The following is a 12740-nucleotide window of genomic DNA, read 5'->3' on the forward strand; positions in this document are numbered from 1 at the left end:
GCGGCGGAAGGGAGCCCTGAGATGTACAACCCCACAGTCGCGCGGCTGACGTATCGCGCGCTCCTGGGCCGCCGGCGCGCGCTCCTCCTGTGCGCGCTGCCGGCCCTGCTGATCATCGTCGCCGCCCTCGTACGCGCCATGAACGGCGCCGATGACGCGGTGGCCGGCCAACTGCTGGGCGGTTTCGCGCTGGCGACGATGGTGCCGCTGATCGGTGTGATCGCCGGGACCGGCGCGATAGGACCCGAGATCGACGACGGATCGGTGGTCTACCTGCTGTCCAAGCCGGTCAAGCGCACCTCCATCATCGTCACCAAACTCCTCGTGGCGACCGGAGTGACGGCCGTCTTCTCCGGAGTGCCCGTGCTGGTCGCCGGGTTCATCCTGAACGGCAACAGCCAGCAGATCGCGGTCGCCTACGCGGTCGCCGCCATCGTCGCCTCGATCGCCTACAGCGCGCTGTTCCTCATGCTGGGCACGCTCAGCAGGCACGCCGTCGTCATCGGCCTGGCGTACGCGCTGATCTGGGAGGCCCTCTTCGGCAGCCTGGTATCCGGTGCCAAGACCCTCAGCGTCCAGCAGTGGGCGCTCGCGCTGGCCGAGAAGATCGCGGGCAGCGGCGCCGATGTCACCTCGGACGTGGCACTTCCCGCAGCGGTCGTCCTGATCATCGTGGTCACCGTCGGCGGCACCCTGCTCGCGGGCCAGAAGCTGCGCTCACTGACGCTGGCGGGGGAAGAGTAGCCCCGGCCGGAGGCACGGAAACGGCCGGAGGCACGAAACTGGCCGGAGACAGGGAAACGGGCCGGAGACACGGAGAAGCGCGGGGCGATGATTCGCCACGCGCTTCTCCGCCTTCATCCGGTGCCCCGGCCGTGGGCCGGGGTGTCAGGCCGCGACGTCCCCGATCTTGCGGTTCTTACCGGCGCCGAGGCCGAGCAGTACCAGTCCCGCACACACGCACAGCAGCAGCGCGAGCGGAATCGTCCATCCTCCGGTCGCCTGGTGCACAGCGCCCAGCACCACGGGCCCGGCGGCGGCCAGCAGGTATCCCCACGTCTGCGCCATACCGGACAGCCGCGCCGCCGTGTGCGCGTCCCCGGAGCGCAGCACCATCAGTGTCAGCGCGATACCGAGCGAACCGCCCTGGCCCAGGCCGAGCAGCGTCGCCCACACCCAGGCCCCGCCCACGGGCGCGACCAGCAGACCGGCGATGCCCACGGCCATGAACACGGCGACCGCCGCACACAGCAGCCGCTGATCACGCATCCGCCCGGCGAGGGTCGGCACGATGAACGAACCGCCCATCTGCACCAGCGTGCTGAACGCGAAGACCAGTCCGGCCGCCGCCTTGCTCATGCCGTGATCGGTGAAGAGCGTCGGAAGCCAGGCGATGGTCACGTAGGCGATCAACGACTGGGAACCCATGAACAGCGTGATCTGCCAGGCGATCGGGGAACGCGTCAGCTTCGGCCCCGCCTGATCCCGGCCGGCCCGCCCCTGCCCAGTCCGCCCTTCGGCGGGCTGCCCTTGCCCGGCCGGGGACGCGGGCACGGCGGCCACCTGGCCGTGCCGGGTGCCCCGCCGCGAGAGCACCACCTGCGGCAGCCAGACGCATGCCGCGATGGCCGCCAGCAGCGCCCAGGAGACGAGCGAGCCGCGCCATCCGCCCAACGCGTGCTCCAACGGCACCGCGGCGGCGGCCGAAACGGTCGCGCCCAGGATCATCGCCGTCGAGTACAGCGCCGTCATCCCGGCCGCCCGGTCGGGGAAGTCCCGCTTGATCAGACCCGGCATCAGCACATTGAGCAGCGCGATGCCCGAACCGACCACCGCACAGCCCGCGAACAGCGCCACCACAGGCGGTGCGATCCGCAGCGCGATGCCGCCGGCCAGCAGCAAGAGCGCCCCGAACAGCACCGTCTCGGTCCCCCAACGGCGCGCCAGCTTCGGCGCCAGCGGCGAGATCACGCCCATGAAGATGAGCGGAATGGTGGTGACCAGGCTGCTGACCGTGGAGGTCATCCCGAAGTCGTCGCTGATCTCACCGAGTACGGGCGACACTCCGGCGAGCGCGGCGCGCATGTTCAAGGAGGCGAGCACGATGCCCACCAACAGCAGCACCGGATGCGTACGCAGCCGCCGCCGCGCCGCCGCGACGGGTGGGGACGGAGTCAGATCCTCCTCGGCGTCGAACAACTCGGCCTCTATGAGCTCTTCTGTGCTGAGCCCTTCCTTCGGAGACGGTGACATAGCGGGTAGTGCCTCTTTCAACGTGCGAGTGGTGGGGTTGGCGGTGGTGAAGGCGGGGATGCGCTGGGCGGAGAAGGAAACGCCGCACCGGATGCCCGGTCGAAACGGCCCGGCGTCACCCTGGCGCCCCGGGCGTCATAAGGGCCCTGGGGGCTTCGACGTCCCGGCGTCCCGACGCCGCGACTCCCCAACGCCCCGGCGTCCCGCGCTTCGGCGCCCCTCGAGTGCCAGTGCCTATTCGGCGCTGAGCAGCGCCTCGACCGCCTGTTTCGGTTTGGCGAGCAGTTCCCTGGCAGCGCGCTCGGCGATTTCCGGGATTCCGGATTCGATGGCGTCCACCAGATCGTGGTGATCGGAGTGGTGCATGCGCGGCATCTGCCGGTCGTGCAGCGACGCCACCAGCGCGTCCCGTACCGAACTGCTGAACCATCCGTAGGTCGCGCTCAGCGCGGCGTTGTGCGCCGCGTCCACGACGGCGACGTGGAACTCGATGTCGTGCTCCGCGTACAGCTCGTACTGCCCGTCGGCGGGCTGGCCCTCGCGGTCGCTGAAGGCCGTCTGGGCGGCGAGGGCCGCCCGCATGCGGGCGATGTCCGCAGGGCTGTGCCGCTGGGCCGCCAGCCGCGCTCCCTCGGCCTCCAGCGCGATACGCAGCTCCAGCACATCGCGTACGTCGGCCCGTTGAACCCCGCGCATGAGGTCACCGGGGTCGGCCGTCGCGACGACGAAGGTGCCCTCGCCCTGACGTGAGCGCAGCATCCCGGCGTGCGCGAGCACCCGGACCGCCTCGCGGACGGTGTTGCGCCCGACCTTGAGCTGCTCGGCCAGCGCGTGCTCGGTGGGAATGCGCCCCCCGACCGGCCACTCGCCCGCGGTCAGCTGCGCCCGCAGCTCATCGACCACGGTGTCCACGAGCGACTGCCGTCCAGCGGCCTGCAACGCCATGCCCAGCCCTTCCGTTCCGTTCGTACTCGATTCGCCCGGTTGCCCAGTCATCCTACAACTGACCGAAGGAAAGCGAGGCGCTGACCAAAGAGACCCGCCTCACAGCACCTGCGCCTGCCGCTCCCGGGCTCCCGGCGTTCCGGGCTCCTGGCGTTCCGGGTGCTCCGGATGCCTGACGTGCGTGCGTCGTCCGGCCGAAGGCGGCCCTCCGACTCCCGAGCGGGGCCCGGTACCGATCCGACCGGTCGGCGCCCTCCGGCCGACCTGGAGGGCCGGCCGGAGGGCGCTGGGTGGGTGAGGTCAGCTACGAGGACGCCGTGTGACCGGCTTGGCACCGGTCGCCCGCATCACGTCGCGCAGGTCCCCGCGCATCTCCCGCATCTCCTCGCCCAGATCGGTGAGACGCCGGCTCATCGCGCACACCACCTTCTCGGTGTTCTCGGTCCTGCGTTCGGTCTGCACCAAGCGGCTGTCCATGCGCTCCAGCCGTTCGGAGATCCGCCCGATCACCGGGCCCAACTCCCGGAGCACGGCCCCCAACTCGGCCCCGGCCGACTCAAGCCCCGTGACGCGCCGGTCCAGAGGGCCGTAGCCGAGAGCCAGCGTGCGCACGGTGTTCCTCAGTTCCTCGTCCGGGCACCGCACGGCCCCGTTCGCGCCGTGCGGTTGGACGTTCCCCTCGACGTCGAGGAGGTAGACCCGCACCCTGCGCGCGATGTCGCTGTCCCGCAGGAGCATGGCGACGTTGAGGACGGCGCGGCGGCTGAAGACGGTCAGTCCACTGCGACGCTGTGGATAACTCCCTTGCGCCTCCGATGAGACTGACAACTTGTCAGTCTCATATTCCGGCAGGTCAACGCCCCGCAGGACGTGCAGACCGTTGCTCTCCAGCTCCTCCCGGTGCCGACTTACCACCTTTTCCACAGTGTTGAGCGCCACCTCGAAGTAGTTGGCCACATCCTTGGTGGTGGCCTGTGTACTACCTGTGGAAAACGCCAACGCCTTCACTTTGTCGAGCACTTCGACCCGGTGTGCCATACCGGAGCGCGCGCTGCGCGACTCCAGCAGGACGGAATCGGAATACATGCGGGAAACCTCCTGGGTCCGGACGGACATGACGGGGAAGCCCCGATCGCCTGGGGGCCGTCAGGTGTCCGTATCCAGGAGCCAGGAGCGGAGATCAGCTCATGTCGTCCACATACCGCACGACCGGCAAGGTGCCCTTCTCGGGCCAAGCCTCAACCGGCAACCGCCACTTCACACTCGCTCGTCGCCTCTTCTCCAGTCGCCTCCGCGCAACAAGTACAACGATGCGAAGGTCGTACAGTTACGCGATCGCGCTGACGTTCTCCGACGCCGGGCGCGCACTCTGTTCATCAACCCGCCCTGAACGCCCCATGGTTGAAGCGGAGGAGCCCCTTCGGGTCATGGGCGGCGCTCAGCCGCCGTAGCCGGGCCGTTGTCCCCTGGTCGAATACCGGCCGCCTGGTCTCCTCATCCTGCGGCCCGTAGAGGAAGTTGAGGCTGCGGCCCACCATCCGGTCCTCCGCCGGGGACAACGCCTTCGCGTGCAGTGCGCGCACCGCCTCCTCGCCCGCGCCTTCCAACCGGGAGAGCACACACAGCAGATAGGCCGCTTCCTTGTGGCCCACCGCGTTCGGCACCTCCGGGACACGGGAGAACGCCCCTCCCAGGTGGCGCATGCTCAGCACACACATCGCCCCCGGCGCCCGGCCCCTCAGCTGCTCCAGTGCGGCACGTCCGTCGAGGTCCTTGACCCGCCCCAGGCCCGTCAGGAGATGGCCCGCAGGGCGGCGGGGATCACGGCCCTGTACGAGACGGGGGAACTCCCCGAGGTGCTCCCGCTCCGCGACGGCTGGGAGTGAGCCGCCACGCCGGCAGGAGCGGACACCGGGTGCGGACGGCGAGCCGGATGCCGTGTCAGCTCTCGCCGAGAAGGCGCTCCAGGACGAGTGCGATGCCCTCTTCGTCGTTCGAGGACGTCACCTCGTCGGCCACCGACAGCAGTTCCTCGTGGGCGTTCGCCATGGCAACGCCGTGACCGGCCCAGGCGAACATCGGGAGGTCGTTTGGCATGTCGCCGAAAGCGATCGTCTCGGCGGAGCGCACCTTCAGCCGGCGGGCCGCCAGGGCGAGGCCCTTGGCCTTGCTGAGGCCCAGGGGCAGTATTTCGACGATGTTCTCGCCCGAGAGCGCGAGGGTCACCAGGTCTCCGGCGGCCTCCCGCGCGGCCTTCGCCAGCGCGTCGTCGTCGAGCTCCGGATGCTGCACATAAAGCTTGTTGAGCGGCTCGGCCCACAGCGCCGCGCGGTTCTCGAACGGGGTGGAGGGCAGCCCCGCGCCGTGTTCGCGGTATCCGGGGCCGACGACGACCTCGCCGTCCACCCCGTCCCGGGAGGCGGCGAGCGCGAGGGTGCCCACCTCCTTCTCGATCTTGGCGAGGGCGAGTTCGGCGACCTTCCGGTCGAGCGTGACGGAGGTCAGCAGCCGTCCGGAACCCGCGTCGTAGACCTGTGCGCCCTGGCCGCACACCGCCAGACCCTGGTATCCGAGGTCCGCGAGGACGTGCTTGGTCCAGGGCACGGCCCGGCCCGTGACCACGACGTGGACCGCACCGCGCGCGCACGCGGCGTCCAGCGCGGCGCGGGTGCGCTCCGAGACGGTCTCGTCGGAGCGCAGCAGCGTGCCGTCGAGGTCGGTGGCGATCATCCGGTAGGGGAAGGCCGGGGCGGGGTCCTGGTTCACTTGGCGACCGGCTCCAGCGCCTCGCGTCCGCCCAGGTAGGGCCGCAGCACCGGCGGCAGCCACACCGAGCCGTCCTCGCGCTGGTGGTTCTCCAGCAGGGCGACGATGGTGCGCGGCACGGCGCACAGCGTCCCGTTGAGCGTCGCCAGCGGCTTCACGTGCTTGCCGTCGCGCATCCGGACGGAGAGCCGGCGGGACTGGAACTGGGTGCAGTCCGAGGTGGAGGTCAGCTCGCGGTACTTGCCCTGGGTGGGGATCCACGCCTCGCAGTCGAACTTGCGCGCGGCGGAGGCCCCCAGGTCACCGGTGGCCACATCGATCACCTGGAAGGGCAGTTCCAGGCCGGTCAGCCACTCCTTCTCCCATTCCAGCAGCCTCCGGTGCTCGGCCTCCGAGTCCTCCGGGGCGACGTAGGAGAACATCTCCACCTTGTCGAACTGGTGGACGCGGAAGATGCCCCGGGTGTCCTTGCCGTACGAGCCGGCCTCGCGCCGGAAGCACGGCGAGAACGCGGCGTAGCGCAGCGGCAGCCGGTCGGCCTCGATGATCTCGTCCATGTGGTACCCGGCCAGCGGCACCTCGGAGGTGCCGACGAGGTACAGGTCGTCCTTGTCCAGGTGGTAGACGTCCTGCGCGGCCTGGCCGAGGAAGCCGGTGCCGTCCATGGCCTGCGGTTTGACGAGCGCGGGCGTCAGCATCGGCGTGAACCCGGCCTCGTTCGCCTGTGCGATCGCGGCGTTGACGAGCGCCAGCTCCAGCAGCGCGCCGACACCGGTGAGGTAGTAGAAGCGCGAGCCCGACACCTTGGCGCCGCGCTCGACGTCGATGGCGCCGAGCTTCTGGCCCAGCTCCAGGTGGTCCTTGGGTTCGAAACCCTCGGCGCCGAAGTCGCGGGGGACACCGACCGTCTCCAGGACGGTGAAGTCCTCCTCGCCGCCCACCGGGACGTCCGGATGCACGAGATTTCCGAGCTGGCGCAGCAGCCGCTGGGTCTCCGCGGCGGCCTCGTCCTGCTCGGCGTCGGCGGCCTTCACCGCGGCGGACAGCTCGCCCGTGCGGCTCAGCAGCTCCGCCTTCTCGTCGCCCTCCGCCTTGGGGATGAGCTTGCCGAGCTGTTTCTGCTCGGAGCGGAGTTCGTCGTAGCGGACGCTGGAGGACCTGCGTCGCTCGTCGGCGGAGAGCACCGCGTCGACGAGGCCGACGTCCTCTCCACGGGCACGCTGGGAGGCGCGCGCACGGTCGGGGTCCTCACGGAGCAGGCGAAGGTCAATCACCCGCCCAGGGTACCGGTGGGTGTCCGGCCCCTCGAATCCATATGGCTTTGCGCATGTTTTGTCCGCATTGAGGTATTTGCCAGTCCTTCCGGAGGTGGGTCCGGGGAAATTCGCGGTATACGGAAAGCACCGGGGCGGCAGCCTGACTCGGGCCCCCGCGAGGGGAGTTGAGAGGAGCTCCCCTCTGACTTATCCACAGCGGGCTGGTTGTCCGCAGACTTTTCCACAGGCATGGGCGTGCCGCTGTGGAAATTGGAGCAGTGGGTTCCGGTGCCAGTTCGGCAGGCGCGGAATTCCCGGACCAAACCCGAAATACACACTCAATCGAGCGGCGTTGGCTCACTCCAAAGAGTTGATCAAGGGAATCGCAGTGACGGGGAGGGAGTCGGGCACTGTGGATGGAGATGCGGTCTGCATGCTGCTTTGTCGACAGAGTCCGTTTTGTCTGTCGACTTGTGCACAGGTCGGCACCCAGCCCTGTGGATAACTTCGCCGAGTCTGTGCACACACCGCTGTCCCCCGCTCACCCGCAGCCGACCGCGCTTCGCTCGCCGAACCGCACTTCCCTCGCCGAACGGCGTTCCCGTCGCCGAAGCCCGCCTGCCCCGCCTGCCGCCTGCCCCGCCGCTCCGTACCAGGAATCCCCCGGCGCCGGTCCGTGGCCCGTGCTCCCCGGCGCCGACCCATGATCATGCGACGCGGACCGGAGCCTGTCCACTGGCTGTCCACCGCCGGTCCGTACGCCCTCAGAAAGCGCTCCCGCTCACTCCCGGCCGTCGAGGCAGCGGGTCAGCCAGTCGGCGGCGGCCACGAAATCCTCGTCCGCGGTGCCCGAGCGCAGCGCGGGCGGCTGCTCGTCGGCGCGCGGGTACGAACCGAGGAAGCGCACCTCGCGACAGGAGCGCCTCAGCCCCATCAGCACGTCCCCGACCCTCCGGTCCTGCACATGGCCCTCGCAGTCGATCGAGAAGCAGTAGCGGCCGATGCCCTCCCCGGTGGGCCGCGATTCGATCCGCATCATGTTGACCCCGCGCGAGGCGTACTCGTGCAGCACTTCCAGCAGCGCTCCCGGATGGTCGTCGCGCAGCCAGAAGACCACCGAGGTCTTGTCGGCTCCGGTGGGGGCCGAGGGGCGGGCCGGCTGGCCCAGCAGTACGAAGCGCGTCGTCGCGTTCTCCGCGTCGTGGATGTCGGTGACCAGCGGCTCCAGCCCGTACGTCGCCGCGGCGAACTCCCCCGCGAACGCCGCGTCGTAGCGGCCCTCCTGCACCAGCCGGGCCCCGTCCGCGTTGGAGGCCGCCGACTCCCACAAGGCATCCGGCAGGTGCTTGGCCAGCCACTTGCGCACCTGCGGCTGCGCCACCGGATGCCCGGTCACCGTCTTGACGGACTCCATGCCTGTCCCCGGCCGCGCCAGCAGCGCGAACGCGATCGGAAGCAGCACCTCCCGGTAGATCATCAGCCGACGGCCGCTCGCCAGCTCGTCCAAAGTCGCCGTGACCCCGCCTTCCACCGAGTTCTCGATCGGTACGAAGGCTGCCTGCGCCTCGCCGTTGCGCACGGCATCCAAGGTGGCCGGCACCGACACCATCGGCGTGAGCTGGCGCGTGGCGGCCTCGGGCAGAGTGTGCAGCGCGGCTTCGGTGAAGGTCCCCTCGGGACCGAGGTACGTATAGCGGCTCGCAGGTGACATGCGACAACGGTAGTCGCGGTCGGCGCGCCTCCGTGCGCCGACCTCAGCCTTCGAGCAGCCCCTGGCCCACGTACTCGCCCTCGCGTGGACCGCCGGGAACGGCGAACAGCGCGCTCGCCTCGTGCCGCAGGAAGCGCGAGAGCGCGTCCCCCCGGTCGAGCTTCCGCTGCACGGGGACGAAGCCGCGCAGCGGGTCCGCCTGCCAGGCGAGGAAGAGCAGCCCGGCATCCGGTGCGCCGTCGTCCCGGAAGCCGTCGTGGTAGGAGAAGGGGCGGCGCAGCATGGCGGCCCCGCCGTTGGAGTCCGGGGAGGTGACGCGGATGTGCGCGTCGGCGGCGATGAGCGGGGAACCGTCCTTGCCGCGCTTGTCCAAGTCGGGCTCCGTGTGCTCGCCGCCGCCGGACAGGGGCGAGCCGTCGGACTTGCGGCGTCCTATGGTCTTCTCCTGGTCGCCGACGGAGTGCTTGTCCCACTCGTCCAGCAGCATCCGGATGCGCCGCAGCACCACGTAGGAGCCGCCGGCCATCCACGAGGGCTGACCGGATGCCGGGACGAAGACCCGCTCGGCGAAGTCCTTCTCATCCGGCCGGGGGTTGTTCGTGCCGTCGATCTGTCCCATGAGATTGCGGGTCGTGCGGGGCCGGTCGGTGGCGCCGGGGGAGCGGTTGAAGCCCGTCATCTGCCAGCGTGGCCGCGCCGTGCCCGCCGCCTCACGCTGGAGGGCGCGCAGCGCGTGGAAGGCGACCAGGGCGTCGTCTGCGCCGATCTGGATCCACAGGTCGCCGTCCGAGCGCTTCTTGTCCAGGGCGTCGGCCGAGAAGTCCGGCAGCGGCGCGAGTTGCGCGGGCAGCCGGTCCTTGAGGCCCGTCCGGGCGAAGAAGGTCCGCCCGAAGCCGAAGGTCACCGTGAGTCCGGCGGGGCCCGCGTCCAGGGCGATGCCCGTGTCGTGTTCCCCGCCGACCGGGGGCTTGCCGCGCATCATCCGGTGAGCCGTTTCCGACCAGCGACGCAGCAGGGCCGCCGCCTGTCTTCTCCCGGCATCCGGTACGAGGTCGAAGGCGACCAGGTGACCATGGGCCTGAGCGGGCGTGAGGATGCCCGCCTGGTGGGCGCCGTGGAAGGGCACTTCGGCCGAGCCGAGGCTCGTCAGCGGCGCGGGCGGTGCGTCCTGCGCCGCGGCGTGCGCGTAGGCGCCGCCCGCCCCGCCGAGCGCCAGCCCGGCGACGCCGGCGGCCGAGGCCGTCCCCAGCAGCCGGCGCCGCGAGAACCCGCCCGCGGGGTCGGCGGCACCGGATGAGGCCCCGGAACCGCCCGCCCCGGCGGTACCGGTCCCGGCGGTACCGGCCCCGGGACCGGTACCCGCGCCCGTGCCCTTCGCGGTCGCCTCGGTGGCCTCCCCGGTGCTGGGGCCGGGGACGGCCCCAGCACCGGGGCGGGATCCCGTCCCGGACCCCGCCCCGGACCCCGTTCCGGTCCGTCCAGGGCCGCTGCCCCGCTTGTCGTTCCGCTGTGTGCTCATTGTTCCGGTCGTTCCGTTCGGTCCGGCTCGCTCAGCCGATGGTCGCGGTCGTGGTCTCGGTGACCATGTCGATGTCCGAGGTGCGCACCGTCACCGCGATCTTCCATTTTCCAGCCATGGGGAGCTGCACCCCCTCTGCCCTCCAGTGCCCCTTCTCTCCCTTGACCGGCTTCGGAGTGACCGGGAGCGGCCCGACATCCTTGGCGGGCAGGGTGAGCGCGATCTTCACCTCCGGGGCCGTCAGAGGCTTACCGCTGAGGCTGGTGGTGCGCAGGTCGAGCGTGTTGTCGCCGCTGGTGCCCGGGTCGATCTCCAGCTCGGCGGTGCCCTTGCCCCCCGCGCCTCCGGTGTCGAAGGGCACCTTCACATCGACCGGGCCGCTGGGCCGGTCCGCTGCCGCGGCACTGCCCGCCGCGCGCGCCTGCTCCTCCGTACGCCCGGGTTCGGTGCTGGTGAGGACCGTGGTGACGGCCAGCAGAACGACGGCGATCGCGGCCTCCGCCAGTACCGAGCGGCGCAGCCCGCCCCGGCGCGGGTCGGCATCCCGCTCCTGCCGCCGCTTCGCCGCGTTGGCCGCCGCCCGCTGTCGGGCGAGCTGCGCGGCCCGCACCGGGTCGGCCGGGGCACGCTCTCCCGTACCCGCGCCGCCTTTTTCGCCTCCATCCGGTGCGCCGCCGTCCGGGGCGGCACTGACGGTGACCCGTTCCGGGTTGCGCCTGCCCGGGACCGCGGCCCGCGTGGTGGCCGAAGCAGAAGCCGAAGCCCCTCGCTCTGCCGCCCCTCGCTCTGCCGCCTTCCGCTCTGCCGCCTTCCGCGAGCCGGCCGCCTCGTCCGCCTGCTCCTCGGGGCTCGCCGCCAGCCGTGCCGTCCACCGCCGCGACATCCAGCCGAAGCCCACCAGCAGCGCGACCAGCGCCACCTTGACGAGCAGCAGCTGGCCGTAGGACGTACCCGTCAGCGCGCTCCAGGATCCGACCTGCCGCCACGACTGGTACAGGCCCGTCGCCGCCAGCACGGTGACGCTCGTGAAGGCGAGCAGCGAGAAGCGGGTCACGGCCTTCCGCTCGGGCGACGGGCCCCAGCGCAGCAGCGCGAACAGCGCGCCGAGGCCGCCCAGCCACAGCGCGACCGCCAGCAGGTGCAGCACATCAACGGGCATGGCGAGCGCGGACTGGATACCGGTCGAGGCGTGCTCGGCCATGGCCCATGTCGCGGCCAGCCCGGCGGCGAGGACGGTGCCGCCGACGGCCAGTCCGTACAGCGGATCCCGCCGGATCCGCGCCTCCTCCGCGGCCGAATCCCTGTCCCCATCCGAAGCCGCGCCGTCGGGGCCCACCTCGTCGGCCTCCCGGGCCCGGTCGGCCTCGCGGGCCCCGTCGGAAGTCCGGGCCCCGTCGGAAGTCCGGGCCCTCTCCCGCTCCGCCCCCTCGAATCGCCTCGCGTACGTCCCGAACAGCACCGAGACGAACAGCGCGGCGGCGGCGAGCAGCAGCAGCCGGGAGACCAGTGCCGCGCCCGGTTTGGTGGACACCACGTCCTTGAGCGCGCCGAGGTCGAACACGTCGGCGAGCTCTCCCGAACCGGTGTACGGCCCGCGCAGCAGCAACAGCACCAGCGTCGCCGCCGTCAGCGTGACCCATCCGGTGACGGTCAGCCGCTGTACCGGCCGGGCCGAGGCGGCCCGGGAGGAGCACAACAGTACGAACGCCGCGCCGCCCACCAGCAGGATGAAGCCCGCATAGGCGGCGTAGCGCGCGATGCCGTAGAGCGCGCCCACGGTTCCGCCGCCCGCCTCCTTGTCCTGCTCCGGCACGGCGGCCGAGGTCTTGGACGGTGCGCCGACGGAGAAGGTGAAGGCGCCGGAGACGGGGTGGCTGTCGGCGGAGACGGCCTGCCAGGCGACGGTGTAGGTGCCTTCGGCCAGGCCGGGTTCAAGTCCCGTCGCCCGCTGAACGGTGCCGCCCTTGCCGGTGTCGCGGACCTTGCCGGTATCGACCCGCTTGCCGCGCGGATCCAGGACGCGGATGGCCCCGTCCGACATGGCCACGCCCTCGGAGAAGTCGAGCGTGACCTGTCGGGGCGGCGCGCCGCGCACCACCGTGCTCTCCGCGGGACTGCTACCGGTGAGCGCCGCGTGCGCCGCTGCGGGGGTGGCTGTCGCCAGCACACCCAGCAGCGCGACGGCGCCCAGCAGCGCGGCCAGCAGAGCGTGGGGCAGGGCGGAAGCGGAACGGGCTGTGCGGGTACGACAGCCTCGTCCTCTCGCGATGGTGGTGTACGGCACGCCTGC

11 protein-coding genes are annotated in these 12740 nt (G+C 71.2%); 2 read left to right on the forward strand and 9 right to left on the reverse strand.

The features are described 5' to 3' along the window. Nucleotides 1-21: 21 nt before the first annotated feature. Nucleotides 22-744 carry an ABC transporter permease subunit gene (locus ABD339_RS12875; protein ID WP_344565410.1) on the forward strand — a complete coding sequence of 241 codons (723 nt, stop codon included), beginning with the start codon at nt 22-24 and terminating at the stop codon, nt 742-744. A gap of 144 nt (nt 745-888) precedes the next feature. On the opposite strand, the gene ABD339_RS12880 is transcribed toward ABD339_RS12875, so the two are convergent. From ABD339_RS12880 to ABD339_RS12895, 4 genes are all read right to left on the reverse strand, one after another. Then, on the reverse strand, nt 889-2253 hold the full coding sequence (locus tag ABD339_RS12880) for a CynX/NimT family MFS transporter (RefSeq protein WP_344565415.1): 1365 nt from the start codon (nt 2251-2253) through the stop codon (nt 889-891). A 234-nt stretch (nt 2254-2487) separates the two neighbouring features. Then, a complete protein-coding gene (locus ABD339_RS12885; protein WP_344565655.1) occupies nt 2488-3198 on the reverse strand; it encodes a FadR/GntR family transcriptional regulator in 711 nt (236 codons plus the stop codon). Nucleotides 3199-3498: 300 nt separating this feature from the next. Next, nucleotides 3499-4284 carry a hypothetical protein gene (locus tag ABD339_RS12890; protein ID WP_344565418.1) on the reverse strand — a complete coding sequence of 262 codons (786 nt, stop codon included), beginning with the start codon at nt 4282-4284 and terminating at the stop codon, nt 3499-3501. A 290-nt stretch (nt 4285-4574) separates the two neighbouring features. Continuing rightward, entirely contained in the window at nt 4575-4901 is a 327-nt protein-coding gene (locus ABD339_RS12895; protein ID WP_344565421.1) for a hypothetical protein, read from the reverse strand. Between ABD339_RS12895 and ABD339_RS12900 the strand changes: the two genes are divergently transcribed. After that, nucleotides 4893-5084 (forward strand): WCX domain-containing protein, encoded by a 192-nt coding sequence (locus ABD339_RS12900; RefSeq protein ID WP_344565423.1) that lies wholly within the window; start codon nt 4893-4895, stop codon nt 5082-5084. The two genes, ABD339_RS12895 and ABD339_RS12900, sit on opposite strands and share 9 nt — an antisense overlap. Before the next feature lie 55 nt (nt 5085-5139). Here ABD339_RS12900 and ABD339_RS12905 read toward each other — a convergent pair whose 3' ends face one another. From ABD339_RS12905 to ABD339_RS12925, 5 genes are all read right to left on the reverse strand, one after another. Continuing rightward, on the reverse strand, nt 5140-5928 hold the full coding sequence (locus ABD339_RS12905) for an HAD family hydrolase (RefSeq protein WP_344565657.1): 789 nt from the start codon (nt 5926-5928) through the stop codon (nt 5140-5142). Between the two features lie 32 nt (nt 5929-5960). Beyond that, nucleotides 5961-7238, reverse strand: coding sequence for a serine--tRNA ligase (serS, locus tag ABD339_RS12910; RefSeq protein ID WP_344565425.1), 1278 nt, complete (start codon nt 7236-7238; stop codon nt 5961-5963). A 763-nt stretch (nt 7239-8001) separates the two neighbouring features. Then, the gene (pheA, locus tag ABD339_RS12915; protein ID WP_344565427.1) at nt 8002-8931 is read right to left on the reverse strand and encodes a prephenate dehydratase; all 930 of its coding nucleotides are present in this window, start codon (nt 8929-8931) and stop codon (nt 8002-8004) included. Between the two features lie 43 nt (nt 8932-8974). Continuing rightward, entirely contained in the window at nt 8975-10450 is a 1476-nt protein-coding gene (gene efeB, locus ABD339_RS12920) for an iron uptake transporter deferrochelatase/peroxidase subunit (RefSeq protein WP_344565429.1), read from the reverse strand. A 31-nt stretch (nt 10451-10481) separates the two neighbouring features. Further along, nucleotides 10482-12734, reverse strand: coding sequence for a copper resistance protein CopC (locus ABD339_RS12925; protein WP_344565431.1), 2253 nt, complete (start codon nt 12732-12734; stop codon nt 10482-10484). Between the last annotated feature and the right edge of the window lie 6 nt (nt 12735-12740).

This window comes from Streptomyces axinellae (assembly GCF_039532135.1).
GTDB classification, from domain to species: Bacteria; Actinomycetota; Actinomycetes; order Streptomycetales; family Streptomycetaceae; genus Streptomyces; species Streptomyces axinellae.

Bases quoted from the DNA above. Each gene is read 5' to 3' on its own strand.
- ABD339_RS12885 (WP_344565655.1), bottom strand. From the start codon at position 3,198: ATGGCGTTGCAGGCCGCTGGACGGCAGTCGCTCGTGGACACCGTGGTC.
- ABD339_RS12905 (WP_344565657.1), bottom strand. From the start codon at position 5,928: ATGATCGCCACCGACCTCGACGGCACGCTGCTGCGCTCCGACGAGACC.
- ABD339_RS12890 (WP_344565418.1), bottom strand. From the start codon at position 4,284: ATGTATTCCGATTCCGTCCTGCTGGAGTCGCGCAGCGCGCGCTCCGGT.
- ABD339_RS12895 (WP_344565421.1), bottom strand. From the start codon at position 4,901: ATGCGCCACCTGGGAGGGGCGTTCTCCCGTGTCCCGGAGGTGCCGAAC.
- pheA (WP_344565427.1), bottom strand. From the start codon at position 8,931: ATGTCACCTGCGAGCCGCTATACGTACCTCGGTCCCGAGGGGACCTTC.
- efeB (WP_344565429.1), bottom strand. From the start codon at position 10,450: ATGAGCACACAGCGGAACGACAAGCGGGGCAGCGGCCCTGGACGGACC.
- ABD339_RS12880 (WP_344565415.1), bottom strand. From the start codon at position 2,253: ATGTCACCGTCTCCGAAGGAAGGGCTCAGCACAGAAGAGCTCATAGAG.
- ABD339_RS12875 (WP_344565410.1), top strand. From the start codon at position 22: ATGTACAACCCCACAGTCGCGCGGCTGACGTATCGCGCGCTCCTGGGC.